The organism is Deltaproteobacteria bacterium (assembly GCA_016178705.1).
Taxonomy (GTDB): Bacteria; Desulfobacterota; Binatia; order HRBIN30; family JACQVA1; genus JACOST01.
In genome coordinates, this window is sequence record JACOST010000028.1 from 634545 (window position 1) to 652339 (window position 17795).

Annotated in this window: 10 protein-coding genes; 4 read left to right on the plus strand and 6 right to left on the minus strand. The window is 64.7% G+C overall.

Going from position 1 to position 17795, the window contains the following annotated elements; genetic code table 11:
• Positions 1–79 precede the first annotated feature (79 nt).
• Positions 80–1297, minus strand: coding sequence for a hypothetical protein (locus HYR72_19890; GenBank protein ID MBI1817239.1), 1218 nt, complete (start codon positions 1295–1297; stop codon positions 80–82).
• Positions 1298–1381: 84 nt separating this feature from the next.
• Between HYR72_19890 and HYR72_19895 the strand changes: the two genes are divergently transcribed.
• Positions 1382–3151: a cyclic nucleotide-binding domain-containing protein gene (locus HYR72_19895; GenBank protein MBI1817240.1), complete on the plus strand. Its 1770-nt coding sequence runs from the start codon at positions 1382–1384 to the stop codon at positions 3149–3151.
• Positions 3152–3172: 21 nt separating this feature from the next.
• Here HYR72_19895 and HYR72_19900 read toward each other — a convergent pair whose 3' ends face one another.
• The 3 genes from HYR72_19900 to HYR72_19910 are packed head-to-tail and all read right to left on the minus strand — an operon-like array spanning position 3173 to position 8513.
• Positions 3173–4072: a FecR domain-containing protein gene (locus HYR72_19900; GenBank protein ID MBI1817241.1), complete on the minus strand. Its 900-nt coding sequence runs from the start codon at positions 4070–4072 to the stop codon at positions 3173–3175.
• Complete coding sequence (locus HYR72_19905; GenBank protein MBI1817242.1) at positions 4072–5610, minus strand: tetratricopeptide repeat protein; 1539 nt, start codon at positions 5608–5610, stop codon at positions 4072–4074. Before HYR72_19905 ends, HYR72_19900 begins: the two co-directional genes overlap by 1 nt.
• Positions 5607–8513 (minus strand): hypothetical protein, encoded by a 2907-nt coding sequence (locus HYR72_19910; GenBank protein ID MBI1817243.1) that lies wholly within the window; start codon positions 8511–8513, stop codon positions 5607–5609. The genes HYR72_19905 and HYR72_19910 overlap by 4 nt, the downstream gene beginning before the upstream one ends.
• Before the next feature lie 1837 nt (positions 8514–10350).
• On the opposite strand from HYR72_19910, the gene HYR72_19915 reads away from it, so the two are divergent.
• Together HYR72_19915 and HYR72_19920 are read left to right on the plus strand one after the other, a co-directional pair.
• A complete protein-coding gene (locus HYR72_19915; protein ID MBI1817244.1) occupies positions 10351–10917 on the plus strand; it encodes a YqgE/AlgH family protein in 567 nt (188 codons plus the stop codon).
• Positions 10918–10942: 25 nt separating this feature from the next.
• Entirely contained in the window at positions 10943–11539 is a 597-nt protein-coding gene (locus HYR72_19920) for a GNAT family N-acetyltransferase (GenBank protein MBI1817245.1), read from the plus strand.
• A gap of 12 nt (positions 11540–11551) precedes the next feature.
• Here HYR72_19920 and HYR72_19925 read toward each other — a convergent pair whose 3' ends face one another.
• A complete protein-coding gene (locus tag HYR72_19925) occupies positions 11552–13162 on the minus strand; it encodes an amidohydrolase family protein (protein ID MBI1817246.1) in 1611 nt (536 codons plus the stop codon).
• A gap of 238 nt (positions 13163–13400) precedes the next feature.
• On the opposite strand from HYR72_19925, the gene HYR72_19930 reads away from it, so the two are divergent.
• Complete coding sequence (locus HYR72_19930; protein MBI1817247.1) at positions 13401–15236, plus strand: hypothetical protein; 1836 nt, start codon at positions 13401–13403, stop codon at positions 15234–15236.
• Between the two features lie 76 nt (positions 15237–15312).
• Here HYR72_19930 and HYR72_19935 read toward each other — a convergent pair whose 3' ends face one another.
• Positions 15313–17703, minus strand: a complete 2391-nt coding sequence (locus HYR72_19935; GenBank protein MBI1817248.1) for a bifunctional YncE family protein/alkaline phosphatase family protein — start codon at positions 17701–17703, stop codon at positions 15313–15315.
• Between the last annotated feature and the right edge of the window lie 92 nt (positions 17704–17795).

Consider the following 17795-nt stretch of genomic DNA (forward strand, 5'->3'; position numbering starts at 1 on the left):
TTGTCTCGGGAAGCCCAATGCCCGTTTGCCCGAGTAGATCGCGAAGGCGATCGTATCGAGGGCCTTCTGCGCAGAGGTGCTATCGATCAAGGGTCGCGTCGTGACGGGTCACAGCGGCGAGCGCGATCTCAGTCGCGACGGCGATCACCAATAGGATCGTTGTATTCAACGCCATCATCGTTTGCGCAATGAACAGGGCGCCTGGAACCGCGGCAAGTAACCATGCCCACCGCGACTGCGTCGCGGCGCCGAAGGTGGCGACGATCACGAGTGGGGCCGCGTAGTCGAGGGCTCGGTAGAGGTCGACCGGGCCGATATTCGAGAAACCTATCCCGATCACTACGGCACCCAGAGCCTGCGGGAGCAGCGCGAGATTGATGAGGCGGCGCGGCAATCGGAGGACCGTCGCGACGACCATGACGCCGAAGACATCGATCAGCCACTGCACGACGCTAGTCAGTGGCGGAATCTCCATCAGGTTGCCGGCGAGCGAATAGGTGTTGATGGGCACGGGTAGCAGCAGGCGGAAGGCAAAGTAGAATGCGACGATTCCACCGCACGCGAGCGACATCCGCTTCCACGGCCGACCGCTCAGCATCTGGAACAAGACGCCGCAGGGCAGCATGAAGAGGTGGATCTCCTTGTTGAAGAGCCCCATCAGACAGACCGCCACGAACCAGTACGGGCGCCCGGCGATGATCAAGTAGGTCGACAGCGCCAAAAGGCAGTGCGCCAACGGATCGGTCAGCATGGGTTGGGTCAGATTGAAGGCAAAGACCTCCCGCAGCTGCCCGTACGCGACCACCGACATCAGTGCGAGCACCACGCCGTGCGAGAGGCGATGAACCGCCAACGCGAGGAAGAACGCCGCGAGCGTGAGGGACACCACGGTGATGAGGTAGAACCCGTCGTCGATCGACACACTTCCGATCAGCGAAATCGCTCGCGCCAGCAACGGCGTGACGATGCGGTAGCAGTATGGCGGCTGTCGATTGTATCCGTTCGCCGGGTACATGAAGCGGGAGAAGTAGGGATGCACGTACAACCCGGCGATGGAGAAGTTGTTCAACGGCTGGTTCAAGTCGGGGCGGGTGATGGCAAACAGGTTGAACGCCATCGAGCGGTAGAAGAGATGGTCGCAGCAGTATTGGTCGGGATCCATCGGCGGATTTCGCCGCGCTTGGAGCCCGGTATCGACGGCGCTCGCCAAGAGGAGGAGCGCGCCGATGGCGACCTGCCGCGGCAGCCGCTGGTACAACGGGGATGTGGAGTTGACCGACCGGGGAGTAGATGGCACGCGCTGCACAGTACCTCAAAGCGGCGGGCGCGTGCCAGGCGGATATCGCTGGACGGCATTGCGCCGCGGCACTAGCATTGGCGCGTGACCGATCGTGCCGACCCCGAATTGCTCGCCGGGTTGCGGCATTTGCCGCTGTTCGTCGATCTGCCCGTCGAGTTGCTCGAGTTGGTTGCGGCTCGCGCCCGTCGCCGCACGGTCGAGAGCGGTGCAGTGCTGTGTACAGCCGGTGAACCGGGCAACGAGTTCTTCGTCGTTTCAGCCGGCGTGGTCCACATCGTGGCGCCGACGGCGCGCGGCGACGAGGTCGTTGCCGAATTAGGGCCCGGTGAATGGTTCGGCGAAATGGCGCTGATCACCGGCGAGCCGCGTTCAGCCACCGTGATCGCCGCGAGTGACGCCACTGTGCTAGTGCTCGCTCGCAGCGATTTTCAACAGATCCTGGCGCAACTGCCTGCCGTCGGCCTGGCCTTGAGCCACGTGCTCAGCCGGCGTCTGCGCGCGCATCTGCAGCGGCGGCACAACCGCGAGCGGCCGGGAGCAATCGCCGCTGTCACCGCCTCGCCAAGTGCGCCGGATACCATGCTGCTGCTGAACATTGCCGCCGCGTTGGGCGACGAGGCGGGCATCCCCGTGGCCATCGTCGATCATGTCTCCAAGCGCGTGTCCGAGTGGCCTGTTGTGGACGGAGTCACGGTTCTTGCGGATGGCGTGCTCGATCCGGCTATGCTGCGCGCGGCGCACCCGTTGTTGATCATCTGGGTTGCGGCGAGCGATGCCCGCACGCCCGCGCTGACTCGGCAAGTCGATGCGGTGTGGGCACTCGACGACGGTGCGGCGCAACTGCTCGAAAGCATCGACGTGTCTTTCGCGCGCGTGCGTTGCGAGAGCGATGCGGTGACCGCTGATCCCTGCGAGATCCAACTGGTTCCGGCGGAGATGACGAGGGCGGCAATCACCCGCACGCAGCCGAGGTCAGCCGCGGCAGTCGGACTGCGACGTTTCGCCCGGCGCGTGCTGGGTCGCCGTGTCGGTCTGGCGCTCAGTGCAGGCGGAGCGAAGGGTTTGGCGCACGTTGGCGCGCTGCGCTGTTTCGAGCGCGCCGGGTTGGAGTTCGATCTGTTCGCCGGCACCAGCATGGGGGGTATCGTCGGCGGACTGATTGCGGCCGGCCGCACCAGCGCGTCGTTGTTGACGAGCTTTCAGGGGTTCACCCGCAACATCCGACGCACGCTGCTCGATTTCACACTGCCCGAGGTGTCGCTGTTGCGCGGCGAGAAAAAACGCCGAGCGATTCGTGAACAAACCGGCGAGCGCCAGATTCAGGATCTGGTGCTGCCATTTTGGACGGTGGCGGCGGATCTCGTGACGGGCCACGAAGTCGTGTTCGGCCACGGCCCGCTGTGGCAAGCCCTCGATGCGACCAGTGCGATCCCCGCCGTGTTTCCGCCGGTGGCCCTCCATGATCAGGTCCTCGTCGACGGCTGGGTGGTGAACCCGTTGCCCGCTGACATCCTGCGCCGGGAAGGGGCCGACATCGTGATCGCGGTCGACACCTCGGCCGGCGTCGACCCGACAGTGCGAACGGAGCAACACGGCAACGCGTTGCAGAGGTTGCGGCACCGGCTTGCGAATCCTGCCATCGTGCGAGTGGTTCTGCGGGCGATGGAGGTGGGCGCGCGCGAGCGCACGCTGGCGAATTTGGCACTGGTCGACGTCGCGGTGCAGCCGGACCTCACCGCCTTCTCGGTCGCGGATGTGCAGCACGTTGACGAGATCGTCGAGCGCGGCGAAGCGGCGGCAGAAGCCGCCTTGCCGGCGATTCGTGCGGCGATGCAACGCCGGCTAGCGTAGGAACGAGGCGCGGCGGAAATTCTAGAATCGCACGCCCAGGTCGCCGTTGCCGTTTTGCAGCGCGCGCACAATGCCGGGCGGTTGATGCAACAGATCGCTGGCATCGTGACTAGCGTTGGGGCGACCCCCGGGGGCCGCGCCGGCAACTGCGGCCGGCGGTTCGAACGCAGCGCTGCGATCGGAGCGCGGGATCGCGCTTCCGGTCAGTAACGGACTGGCCGCGCTCAGACTTTCCGCGTGACCGCCGCCGATGAACTCCAGACCCTTCAGATACTGGCGAAAGATGGTGTCGCTCAGACGCGTCGGTGGCGTAGCGAACTTGCCGCGCGCGACGCTGGTGATCTCCTGCGCGGTGACGAAGACACCATGGTGCGTGGGATCGAGCGGGCTGGTGACCTCGACGCGTCCGGTGATGCCAACCACCTCGGTGACCTCCGTCGCAGCGTCATATGAAACGATGAACTCGGTCCCGCGCACGCCCGACACCGCCGTCGGCGTGTCGATGTGGTAGCGCGCGTGTGGTTGCTTGTAGTACTCGCTGACCAGTGCGCGGACGCGCCCCTTGATCATGTGGATCACCGAGCGATAGGTACCCTGAGCCGGGTCGAACACTTGCTCGTCGAGCACCAGGTGCGAGTCGTCGCCGATGTTGAGCACGGTGTCGTCTTGAAACACCACGCGGACGCGCCCCGGGTGCCCGGTGCGCAATGCGTCCTTGAACTGCACGGCCGTGCCGACGCTGGCCGGGCTCCATCGCCCGCCGCGTCCGATCTCGGCCGTGCCCTCGACCTCCGCGACTGTTCCGACCTCCTGCGCCCACGCGGCGCGCGACACCAACAGCAGGGCGTGAACCGTGAAGACACCCAGGACGCCCAGCAGGGTCGCGCGTCGTTGTTTGCCCGAAGCTGTGGCCCGCGTCATTAGAACCTCACTCCCAGCGACAACGACACGATGTTGCGATCATAGGTGAACGCCGCGTCGTTTGAATTGTTGATCGTCCCCAAGTAGGCGAGGGTAAGGCTGATGTGGTCGGTGATCGGCGTCTCGGCGGCGCCGGTGATCAAGTAGACGTCGTCGCGGCGGCCATCGCTCTGACTCGCGTAGCGTTCGTGACGATACGCGAAGCCCGCTTCGGTGCTGATCTGTTGCAGTGGCGGCAGCGTTCCGGCGGGCAGCATCCACCCGACGTTGGTGTTCACTTCGTTACCGTCGTACCCATACGGGTCGCCGGCGGCATTGATCGGGTCGAGATGGTCGAACTGATAGCCGACGGAAAGAAAACGCTCGGGTGCGCCGAGGTAGACGAACTGGTGCGCCCCCGCCGCGTGATCGAACGAGTCGAGCAGGCCGGCGAACGGGTCGAGGAAGTAGTCCTGCCGGTGCATGCGATAGTAGATCTCGCTGCGTCCGAAGTTACCTTCAGGAAGATCGATCCAATGCAGCACGGTGCCCTCTTGCAGAAAACTGTCGTCGCGCAGCAGGTAGTAGTCGTAGTGCGCCAGCACGCCGGCCTTCAAAGGATCCCAATTGACGAGAAGCTGAAGGTAGGGACGCTGGTCCTGCAAGTTGAAGTCGTCGAGTTTGAAGTGGAGGCTTTGGAAGAACTCGTAGCCGATGGAGAACTCCACGCGCTCGCTGCGCCAGGCGGCGTAGCGCGCGCCGGCGAACAAGGTCACGAGCCCATCGGCCTCGCCGCTGATGCCGGCGGCGTTCTTGATCGCCTGATCCGACGGTGCCAGCGAGACGTTGCTGTCGTACGCGATGCCGAGCGCGCCGTAGATTTCGCCTCGCGGACGCTCGCCTTCGCCTAGCTTGCCGAGGAACGTCGTCGCCTCACGAGCCATCTCTGAATCTCCACCGGTCGCTTTCGCGGCTTCGAAGTGTTCGCGCGCGTGTGGCCAGTCGTGTTCCTGATAGGCGATGATCCCCAAATAGTATTGTGCCGGCTGACGCAGCGCGGAGTCGCGCGCGGCGCGTTCGAGGTTCGTGCGCGCGGCGCTACGGTCATCCAGTCGGAGGTGGGCGATGCCGAGGAACAGCGACGCGCGGGCGGCGCTGCCCTCATCGCGTTGCGCCCGTTCGAGCCACTCGATGGCGTCGCGATACTGCCCGGCCTCCACCAATGCGACGCCGAGTTCGAGCGGCGCCGGCTCGAGGTCTGGCTTTGCCGCAACTGCCGCGCGCAAGTCGGCGATCGCCGGCGTCCACTCGCCGCGACGCCCGTAGGTCATGCCGCGATAGTAGTGAGCGTACGCGTCGGTCGGATCGGCAGCGACCGCTTCGTCGAAAAGTTTCAGCGCCGCGTCGAAGCGACCCGCGTGGAACGCGACCAAGCCGCGCGAATAGAGCAGCTCGGATTGCTCGGACGCGAAGGCGCCGGTGCTGATGCACAAGAGAAGCGCGCACACGACGGCGAAGTGCTGGCGCGGTGTGCCCCTCGACCTTGGGTGTCGCTTCATTGCGCCACGCCTCCGATCGTGATTGCGCGGACGCTGATGATGTCGTGTTGTTGTGCGATGTCGAGCGTCGGGGCTGCCGCAACCAACGTCATTCCGGCGAGTGTGCCTTGTTGCATCAGCGCGACACAATTTGCGGGGGCGCCGGTGCCACTGGCAACGCACGGTTGATTGCCACACATCTGGCCAGGGCCGAACGTGACACCCGGCTGATTGTCGGTATCCGTAATCGTCGCGCTCGCCGTGCCCGTGGTGAATATCGACAGGCCGGCGGTTCCACGCGCGACCTCGGGATCGTCGCCATTGCATGGAATACCGTCACCGCCCTTTGCCGGAACACACGTGCCGCCACCCACACACACGGCCGAGTTGGTTGTGCACGCGGTTCCCGGGTTGGCGCCGTCGCGGCAGACCTTGGTGTCCGTCTCGGTCGCGCAGCTCCCGCCGTCGGCGATGAATCCGAAGCTCACGTTGATGCGAACCACGGCCGAGCCCGCTGGTCCTTGTCCCGACTGCGTGATGGTTGCCGGGCCGTTGCAGACGCCAGGATGAGTCGTATCGAGTGACCCGCCGGGAGCGAGGCAATCTGCCGCAGTGAAACCATTCGCACCGATGACGCCGATGGTGTGGTCGATCCCAGTGTTCACGTCGACGCCGCTGAATCCGAATGCACCACAGTAAAGGACGCCGTGGCCGGCGTTGCCAAGACCGAACTCAGGCACCGGGATGCCGCGCAAACACGCGCAACCGAGTCCCTGTACGCTGAGCGGATGCGGGCTGACTTCGTCTGCGCGAATCGCAATCGGGAGGCTGCCGTCGGGGTTCGGTTTGCCAATTCTCCACAGCCCGGTGCCGGAAGCGACGAGGTTGAACGGGCGACAGCCAACCCCAATGCCGCAGGTCTGATCGCTCAATTGAAATCCCAAAGGGACTGATAACTCGTTCGTGCAATTCGCCGCGCAGCCATCACCGCCGGTGGGCGTGCAAACACCCACGTCACAGGTCGGGCCGAATGTACAAGGGGCTCCCGCGTTTGATCCACCGATGCACGTGCCGCCATCGTCGCACTCTTCAGAGGGTACAGTCACGCCATCGCCACATTGGATTTCCCCGAAGGTTACCGTTGCCGTCGGCGTCGGCGTTGGCGTTGGGGTCGCCGTGCTCGTGATTGGTGGAAGCGTGACCGTCGGCGGTGGTAACGGACTGTTGCCTTCGATCACGTCCTCGCCGTCGGATAGACCGTTAGCGTTGGTGTCCGATAGATCGGGGTCGGTGCCGAGAGCGGCTTCTTGTGCGTCGGTGAGGCCGTCGCCGTCGCGATCGGTGATGCGGCGGCAGACCCGCTCGGTGGTGGCTTCCGCCCCGAGGCGATTGACCGCAGTAACGCGCGGTGGCGTTTGCGTGGTGTCGATCGCGAACACTTCCCACACATTGCCGGCGCCGTCGGGGGGCATGAACTCGCTCACCTGTTGGTTGTTGAGGAACACCTGCACGCGCCCGTTCGAATTCATGAACGCGGTCGACTGTGGGTTGGTGCGATTGCTGAAGTCATGCACGCAGTAGTGGTACATGCCCGGCGCGAGTTCGGTGACGCTCATGGTCTCCGGGCCATTGAAATTGCGACTGTCGATATCGAGCGTCGCTTTGCCGCCGCTGGGGAACGGGACGGTGTCGTTGGCGAAGAACAGATTGAACTCGACGGGCGCGCCCGCCACCGACGTACCGGGCGCTGGCCCACGCAGGTGCGCGTCGAGATCCGCCGGTGCCGGTGGACCGCTGCCCCACGTGAGCACGGTGCGCAATGCGATCGGTGGACAGATCGGGATGGTGACATTTTGGTCGGGGTTGTCGGCGCTCAACGTGCCGGAGATCCGGCCGGTGATGAATCCGGTTGCGCTCGCCTGCAGCTCGAAGTCACCGAACGGCACTTGGTCAAAGCGGAACAGTCCGTCGCTCCCCGCGTCGGTTTGTCGGACCTCAGGTTTGAGCAACGCGGCAGTCGCAGCGAGCGGTGTGCCGGTGAGGCAGTTGATCACCGTGCCATGCAGTACGCCGGTGTTCGTCGGCTCCTGGACGACGATCTCGTAGCTGAAATCGAGTTCGCGCGGCGGTGTCGCTAGGTTGTCCGCGACCACGCCTACCCTCTGCGGCCCCGGCAGCGGTGGCGTGTCCTCGACGTGAAAGCCGGTGACGCCGAACTCGCCACCCGCACTACACGGTGTGGCGCCCGCGTCATCACACGGAGTCAGTGACAGGAGCAGTTGCGCGCGAGCGTCAAACACTTGCGGCGAGACATGAATCGAAGCGGGGTCGATTCCCGAAATTGCGTCGGCAATTGTTAGGCGTATCGGAGTACGGAAGACGATCGACGCCGGTGGCTCCTGGGCCGGCGGGTCTAGATTCAGCAAAAACGGAATCGCGTACACCTCGATGTCGCCGGCATCGTTGAAGCGCAGCGGACGGATCAGAACTTCGTGTGGATCGCTGCGAAAGCTCGGCGTGTGTTGCCCGCGGCCCTCGCAGTGTTCACGCGCAGCGTCGATGTCATCGGCGCTGCCGAAGATCGTGACCATCGCGGGCCCGGCGTGGAGTTTCTCGAACACCACCTGGCGTTGGCCCGAGTCTGGATCAACGGCTATGGCGCGCGGATCGACGGCGATGCAGCGGCGGGCGCCGATTGAGGGATCGACGCGAATCGCCACCGACTTGACCGCGCGTGGGATGTCCGGACCGAAGCCGCCGTGGGTCGCGGCCGCGCTTGCGCCACCGGCCTTCGGTTGTTCCCACAGTGCGCGCATCGTCAAGCCACCGCTGAATTCGGTCGAACTCGACGAACCGCCACCGCAGCCGGCCAAACCGGCTACCGCGGCGATACTGATGAGCACGAATCGGAACCCCAACCGCATGCAACGGCCACCTTTCGGATCGCTGATAGTGACGGGCGCTAGTGTCCGTGCTTTCGGGTTCGATTGTCAAGCGAAGAAACTGTCATCGGATGCGGGGCTACGCCCCTGCGCCCCTACGAGGAGAAAACCGAGCGCGGTTTTCTCCTCGTGCTCCTCTTTCGCGCGGAGCGCCGGGCAAATGCCTGTCCTGAGTAGCGAAGCGTATCGAAGGGGGTCGCGGCAGTGTGAGTCGGCCTCGCGCCGTGCCTTCGCCCAGCTCGATCGCCGCGTTTCCGCCCATGATGCGCGTTGCGCCGCGACCGGCGGCCTCTGGCGCGACAGTTGGCTGATCGCGTTGGGGTTGTCGCGAGCGCTCGCATCGGATTGCCCGGCGCAGAGAGGAGGCAAGTCTTGATCGGCGATAACGATGGCGATCGCGTCATCCACAACAGAGGCCGCCGTCGCCCGCCCGCAGCGCAGCATGGTATCGCAGCTCGGTCGACGAAGGCGCGCTTTCCGCGTGAGGCCGGCTCACAATGCCGTGGCCCATTGCGGAGCGCAGCGAAAGCGAAAGGGAGCGCGAGGGAAAACCGCGCCTCGGTTTTCCCTCGCTGGGTGCAGGGCGCAGCCCGCCAGCGACCACCGCATCGAGTACGTGCATCGCGCGGTCGCTGGTTCAGGCGGTTGCGGCTACGCCCAAAGCGGTCATCGGATGCGGGGCTTCGCCCCTGCGCCCCTACGAGGAGAAAACCGAGCGCGGTTTTCTCCTCGTGCTCCTCTTTCCCGCGGAGCGCCGGGCAAATGCGGCGCGGCGTTGTGAGCCGGCCTCGTGCGCTGGCCTCGACAGATTCCACCGCTGCATTCCCGCCAATGATGGGCGTTGCTCTGCGACCGGTGCCTTGGCGAAGGCACCCACCGACGGTGATAGCCATTGTCGCGAGCACTCGCCTCGGATTGCCCGGCGCAAGAGAGGAGCTGAGCAATGATGTGCGCCAATGACGGCGATCGCGTTGACCCTACAGAGGCCACCGTTGCCTGTTAGCAGCCCATCATTGGTATCGCAGCTCGGTAGCGTTGAGCCCGCCGTCCGCGTGAGGCCGGCTCACAATGCCGCGGCCCATTGCGGAGCGCAGCGAAAGCGAAAGGGAGCGCGAGGGAAAACCGCGCCTCGGTTTTCCCTCGCTGGGTGCAGGGCGCAGCCCGCCAGCAACGATCGTCTCGAGTGCGTCGTCGGGGTGCGCCGGTTCACGCAGGGGGCCTACAGCAAACGGGATCATCGGAAGCGGGGCTGCGCCCCTGCGCCCCTACGAGGAGAAAACCGGGCGCGGTTTTCTCCTCGTGCTCCTCTTTCGCGCGGAGCGCCGGGCAAACGGGGTACAGCGTTGTGAGGCGGCCTCACGCAATGGCTTCGATGGTTCCATCGTTGTGTTCTCCTCGACGATGGGCATTGCGTTGCAACCGGCGGCCTCTGGCGGACTTCCGACTGACAGCGCTGAGGTTGTTGCAAACATCGCTGTCGGATTGCCCGGCGCAAGAGATGACCGGAGACGCAAGAGATGACCGGAGAAAGGAGGCGACCATGACCGATTGCATCACCCACCCCCGAGGCCGCCGTTGCCGCCCAGCAGCGCCGCATTGGTATCGCAGCGCGGTCGCGCTGCGTGCGCGTCCCGCGTGAGGCCGGCTCACAATGCCGCGGCCCATAGCGGAGCGCAGCGAGAGCGAAAGGGAGCGCGAGGGAAAACCGCGCCTCGGTTTTCCCTCGCTGGGTGCAGGGCGCAGCCCGCCACGGACGCACAGGAGCAACGATCGTGAAGGGATATGGAAATCTCCTCTGCGGCGCCTTATCATGCACCTCATGAGCGATCTGGATGGACCCACCAACTCGCTGGCACCGACACTGTTGCTGTCGATGCCACAACTCAACGACCCGAACTTCAAGCGCAGCGTGGTGCTGCTGTGCGAGCACACGCCCGAGGGCGCGTTCGGGTTGGTGCTCAACCGCCCCACCGGCACGCCGGCGGCGCAGTTGATCGAGCTGGAGCCGCCGCTCGCGCACGACAACGGCCTGCAGTTGTGGGTCGGCGGTCCGGTGGAACCGCAGCGCGGCTGGATTCTGGTTGGCGATGAGCCGACCGGCGTCGAGTACGTCGGCATCTTGAGTGGCTTGTATCTGTCGGGTTCGCCCACACTGTTGCGGCGACTGATTGAAGGCCCGCCGCCGTCGCGCAGTCGTTTCCTGATTGGCTACGCTGGTTGGGGGCCGGGCCAACTCGACGGGGAGTTGCTGCAGTCGGCATGGCTCACCAGCGACGTCGCGCTCGACCTCATCTTCGACGTCGACGCCGACGCAATGTGGGAAGCGGCGATCCGCCGCCTCGGCGTCGATCCAAACGCGTTGCAGATGAGTCCCGGCATACACTGAACGATCTCGACGCGCGGATCAGTCGATGGAGATCAGTCCGGTCACGCTCAACGGCCGCGTCGTGCGGTTAGAACCGCTCACGCCGGCTCATGGCGAAGCGTTCGCGACCCTCGGCGTCGAGGGCGACATCTTTCGGTACTTTCCGATTGCATTGAAAACGCGGGACGAGCTGTTGCGCTACGTAGAGTTCAGCGTCGGGGCGCAGGCTGCCGGCCTGGGTGTATCGTGGGCGACGGTCGCGCTCGCATCCGGCGACGTGATCGGCGGCACCAGCTTCCTCAACATTGACCCGCAGAACCGGCGGTTAGAGATCGGCGGCACCTGGATCGCGCCGGCGTGGCAAGGCAGCGCGTGCAATGCCGAGGCGAAATATCTCCAACTCCGCCACGCGTTCGAGGAACTCGGCTGCATTCGGGTCGAATTCAAGACCGACTCGCGCAATGAACGCTCGCGCGCCGCGCTGCGCCGCATCGGCGCCACCGAAGAAGGCACGCTACGCAATCACATGATCATGCCCGACGGCCACCTGCGGCACAGCGTCTACTTCAGCATCATCGACTCCGAGTGGCCGCAGGTGAAGGCGAACTTGGAGACACGCATCGAGCGGTTGTTGAGTCGGTGAATCCGGCGCGGGTTATCCGCGCAGCACCTGCCCAGAGCGTGACGCGCGATCGAATTTTCCTTCCTTCACCACGACTCGGCCGTTGAGCACCACCGTCTCGATGCCGGATGGTGAGGTACTCGGCGCGCGCCTCGTCGTGTTGTCGCCGACGGTCGCGGGATCGAACACGACCAGATCGGCGGCCAGCCCCTTGGCGATGCGGCCGCGGTCGCGCAGGCCCATGCGCTCGGCGGAGAAACTGGTCATGCGCCGCACGGCTTCGGACAACGAGAACAACTTCAGCTCGCGCACGTAACGGCCGAGGATACGGGGGAAGGTGCCGTACGACGCCGGGTTGTCGAAACCGTTGCCGGTGAGGATCGTGTCGGTCTCGAAACAGGTTCGCGAATGTTCGAGCACCTTGCGCAGGCTGGTCTCCTCGTCGTCACGGCCGCTGTAGTTCCAGTTAATGATGCGCGCTTGACTGCCGAGTTCGCCGACCAGATCGAGATACGTTTCAGTGGGATCTTGTTTACGATCGCGGGCGATATCGGCGATCGTCATGCCTTCGTAGTGCGCGACACGACGATCGGGCACCCACATGATCTGCGTGTCTTCCCAACGCATGCCGAGGTGCGGCAGCACCCAATTGAGCGTGCCGGCGGCGCGTTGGCGCTGCTCGGGATCGCTGACGGCGCCCCGCACGTTGGGCAAGGCCCACGGCGGCATGAACACCACCAACGTGGTGTTGCCACCGACGTAGGGAAACGCATCGCAGGCGATGTCGATGCCCTCCGCAATGAGTTCATCGAGATGTTCGATCACGCGGTCGGTGGTCGGCCACGTGGCGTCGCCAACGAAGATCAGATGCGAGTGCTGGACCGGAACGCCGTGCGCGCGAAAGACGGTGGCGGTCTCGTCCAGGGCGCGTAAATTTGACGGCTGCTGCTCCGGATCGTCGAGGCTGCCGAGGGAGATGTAGCTGCGCGCATGTGAGGTATAGACACCGCCGCGCTCCTTCAGCGGCGCGGTGACGCCGAGCAATTCATCGGTGTCGGCGAACACACCCGGCGCGTAGCCGAGGCCGGTCGAGAATCCGATCGCCCCTTCATCGAGTGCGGCGCGCACGAGATCGGCCATCGCAGCAACTTGTGTGGGTGTCGCCGGACCCGGCGTGATGCCGTTCACCGCGGTGCGCACGGTACCGTGGCCGACGAGCTGCGCCACGTTGAGCGCGAGCCCTTGGCGTTCGAGCCCGCTCAGGAACTCGCCCATGCTCGACCACCGGTAGTCGAGATCGTGATCGTGCAACATGCGGCCGATGAGTGGCAGCAGCGCGCGGTTGCCATCCACGAACGGCGCCGGCGAGCAGCCGCAGTTGCCGGCCACGATGGTGGTGACGCCTTGCTCCAACAACGGCGCGAGCACCGCGCCGTGATCGGGTTGCGGGATCACCCAATCACTGTGCGAGTGCATGTCGATGAAACCTGGCGCGATCACTTTGCCGGTGCAGTCGATGGTGCGCGCCGCGGTGGTGCCGCTCAGGTCGCCCACGGCCGCGATGCGGCCATCGGTGACCGCGACCGATGCCGCGACGCCATCAGTCCCAGTGCCGTCCAGAACGATCCCGTGTGCAAGCAGCATGTCGACATTCATGCCGCGACGATCGCACGAAACCCGGCGGCCAACAACTCGGCGGCGAGGCCGCTTCATTAGGCAGCGTGAATTGAGCACAAAGAGCAGCGCTGGCAATTTTCATTTGACGGCCGGGCTGCTCCTGCGGTCGAGTGCAGGTGTAAACGACAGTCGAATCGCGAGCGCGGGCTCAGTGGGGGGCGCGGGCGGCGAACGGGTGGAGCCTGCAAGCGCGGCAGGAGGAGTGATGGGGTCGCGCGGCCTGCTCGTTGTCATCAGCGTCCTGGGACTGCTGGCGCCCGGAAGGGTGCGGGCGGGCGGACTCACCGCCGGGTGTGTAGTCAACCACGCACTCGATCGCGTCGAGATCGCGATCGACGTGCACAACGACACCGGGGCCGCGGTCACCGAGGTCACCGCGGCGCCATTGCAAGTGACGGCGAGTCGCGGCGCCACGCTCATGGTGATGACCGCGCCCCACCCATGGCGCGAGTTGCTGCGCAGCAAGAGCGTCACGTTCAAGTGGAAGGCGCGCGTCGATGGCGTCGGGAGTATCGTAGTTCGCACGGAGATCACGGCCACCGACGCAGGTGGCGCTGTGCTGACCACGGGGCCGGTGATCTGTGCGCCCGTCATTCTCGGCTGGCAACGGCCGACGCCAACGCCGACGGCCACTCCGACGCCCGCGGCCGTGCGGCCTGCCGCCTCGCCAACGCGGCGGCCGACGCGTGCTGCGACGGTGCAGCGCAACCCGGCCCCGCTACGCACCAACACGCCCATACCGTGCCGGGCGCGGGGCGGACTCGCGGCGCGTTGCTGGATCGAGCAGCGCAATGGGTATGCGACGATCTTCGTGCGGGCGGAGAACGGCACGCGCAGCAGTCTGACCAACGTCACGGCAGCGCTCGACGCCGCGCGCACGCCGACGGCCGAGCTGCGACTGAGCACGGGGCCGAAGAGTCGGCGCGAGCTGATTTGCAACAACGGCGTCACCTTCAAGTGGCGAGCGCGAGTCCGTGGTAGCGGGTCGATCAGCCCCACGGCTGCGGTGTCCGCGTTCGATTCACAAGGTGGGCACCTCGCTCTGAACCACTTGACCTGCGGGAGTCTTGCACCGCCGACACGGCTGGGCGCAACGCCGACGCACGCCCCGGCACCACCGCGCGAGGTCGAGATTCTCCTTCGGCCCTTGGACCGGATAATCCGTCAGGGCGATACCCAGAAGATCAAAGTCAAACTGTCGCGGCGCGACGCGAGGGGCGACTTGACCGTCACGATCGAGCAACGCGACGGTACGCTCGTAAAGAAGATCGGATTTCACGAAGGTGCGGAAGACGGCCAAGAGTTCGAAGACACATGGGACGGCACAACCACGGAGAACAAGCTTGCCGATCCAGGGAACTACGTCGTCAGGGCCGAGTGGGACCTTGGCCCCAAGGACAAACCAATTCAGGAGCGCCAGATCATAGAAGCGGACCCCGTAGACATCCGCGTTACAAAGCCCGAGTGTCCCGACTCGGTGAAGGTGGATCTGGCGAACGTCAAGACACTGGACTCTGTGGACCTGGCAGACGCGAGTGCTCGCGATGGGTCCCAAACGCTCGGCACCTTCGGCGGCGCGAACGTGCTAATACGAGTGGAGCCTGACAGGCAGAACTGGGATGGAACTTTGATTGACGAAACCGTTTCGCCAACCAAATCGAACACGTGTAACCCCAAGGCCGAGGCCTTCACCGACAAAGCTGAACTCGCAGCTGCTGAAAAAGCCGCGCAAGAACTCGCCAGCATTTGCGACCAGAAATCGAAATTCATCGTTGGAGAGGGGCTCGGCCGTCTAGGCGGCGACAACTTCCCGGCAACACGCAACGCCTTTTGGGACAGCAACATTCTTGTTACCTCGAAGGATTTTCTCACCATCATGAAGCTGCGGGATCAAGGCTGCGAACTCAAGTGCAAACAGGAACTCTTTTGCAAGGGGACACTCAAGGGTGAGGGTTCAATTGTACTCACGCTTAAGATCGCAACTCGCAATCCGGGCAAACCAAACGAAGGTCCCTTCACGCTGGTGATCGTGACGAGGTAGACGACGATACGAGCGGGCGTCGGGTGGGTGGTCTGCCGAATGAATCTGACTGGAAATCTGGTTGACCGACTGTCCTTTATCGCGCCTGCTCCGGCTCGTGGAAGTAGTCCCACAAGATTTCGTTGAGCACGGCGTCGGGAACGCGATCGGGGCGGCTGAAGTCGTACTGGCGCGAGAGCTGAGCCGCGCGCGAGCGGTTGTCGATCGCGGCCGCACTGGCGGGCAGATCGAGTGGCACTTCTTGCGGTCGCGCCGTGAACGGCGTGAAATCCGGCGTGTCGGTGAACACGTCGCGCATGACGATCGCCATTTGATCGAACCGGCTCATCGGCGGCAGACCGAGAATGAGTTCCATGGTGCGGTGCATGCTCCCCATATCATAGCGGGTGTGGTTCACCTGGTGGCGGCGCACGTACGGACCGATGACGGTGCCGACGGTCCGATGCGAATCGACGTGGTCGCCACCGGACTGCGAATCGTCCTCGATCACGAAGATGACCGACTGCTTCCAGATGTCGGTGGCCGCCGAGATCGTCTCGACGATTTTGCCGAGGGCAAAATCGTTGTCGGCGACGTACGCGTCCGGCTTTGCCAGGCCCGCACTCCCACCACCGGTATGGTCGTTGGGGAGCGCGATGTAGGTGAACCGCGGCACGGTGCCACCTGCGATCTGCTGCGTGAACTCGTTGCGCCAGGTTTCGAAGCGGCTCACATCGGAGACCGACAAATCGAATACGCGAAAGTCCAGGCTGGTGTTCTGCAACCAATAGTCGATCGGGTTGCCGGCGTCGTCGACGCGGAGAAATTCGCCGTAATTGCGGAAGCTGAGGCCGTGATTGAAACAGTTGTCGAACCAGAAGCCGCCCTCGGGCGCCGCGATCGGTCCCATGATGCCGCGGACCGTTTCGCCGATGTCGTTCGAATGGTGGCTGCCGATGTCGTCGGGGCGGACGTTGAAGGTGACCGGCACCCAGGTCCGCTCTTCGTAGTCGGTGTCGATCGCCCCCGCGGTCCACGCATGACCGGGCTCGCTCTTCTCGCTGTTGGCGAAGAGCCGATCGAGCAGTGCGAACTCGCGCACGAGGGCGCGCACGTTGGGCGTGGTCTTCGGCTTGTAGATCTGCAGGCTGGGATCGCCGTCGCCTTCGGGGAGATCCCCGAGGATCTGATCGTAGGTCTTGTTCTCGCGCACGACGAAGAACACGTGCTGCATCGGACTCTCGTCGGCGCCGGTGCATGGAATCGGCGAGCACGCGGTGACCGTGGGTTGATGATTGCTCGGACGCACACCGGTATCCCACCCGTTGTTGGCCACCACGCGGTGCGTGAACCCGCGCAGGCGCGGCTCGGAAGGGCGACGAACGATCTGCAGCGTACCGTGCACACCGTAGGTGCCCCCGAGGTTGATGTTGAAGAGGAAGTCGAGTCGCTGAATCTTGCGGGTGCGCGGATAGGTGCGGTCACCCTTCATATTGGCGATGTAAATGAACTGGCTGTTGTGGCTGACGGCGATCGCGCTGGGATAGAAACCGGTCGGGATGTAGCCACGCACCGTCTCACTCGCCGTGTCGATCATGGCCACGGCGTTTTCCCACGACGTGGCCACGTACACGTTGCGGCCATCCGGGCTGATGGCGAGTGCCGACGGGCTGCTGCCGGGGCGCGCGCCCTCGAACGGCGTCAGCGAGATCGTGCGCGCGGTCGCCGGACTGAGCACGTCGAACACGGTGACATCGTCGCTGTTGGCGTTGGCGATGAACACCTTCGCTCCATCGGGCGTGACCGCGATCGCGTTCGGGTTCACGCCGGTGGTCACCGTGCCGCGGACGACGTTCATGTCGGTGTCGATGATCGTCGCCGTGCGGTCGCCGCGATTGGTGACGTACAGCTCATGACGGGTCGGGTGGATCGCCAATCCCCAGGGCGACTTGCCGACCGGGATACTGGTGAGCACGGTGCGGCTGGCCACGTCGATCACCGCCACGGCGTGGGCGAGATTTTGCGTCACGTACAGGCGTTGGCCATCGGGACTGATCACCATGCCAGCGGGGAAGCCGGACAGCGGGATCTCGTCTTCCTCGGTCAGCGAGCCATCATCCGCGATGGTGACCGGGCGCACGACGTCGGTCGGCCCCCCCGAGGCAAAGCCGGTTCGACCGTTGGGCGCGAGCGCGATGCCCTGGAACAGCTGGTTGAAGCCAAGGCCGATCTTGACCTCGTGAATGGCGTGCGTCGCCGTGTTGAAGGTCATCAGCGATTGGTTGGTGAAGCCGTTGTTGGTGATGAACAAGAACCCGCCGTCTTGGCTCATCACCATGCCGGCCGGAAATAGACCGAACTGGATCAGCTCGAATTGCGAGCCGCGCCCGCTGACCCGTTGGTTCGAGGGCAACAAACCGGTACGCGCGAACGTCGGGCTCACCCACGCCGCGACAATGATCGCAAGAACGATGATTCGAATCCGCACTGCTCCCTCTCTTCCCCGCCGGTGGACGCTCAGTGTAGGTATTCCATACCGAGCGCCCTGCGTGCCGAGCGGCGGCTTGGCTATAGCACGCG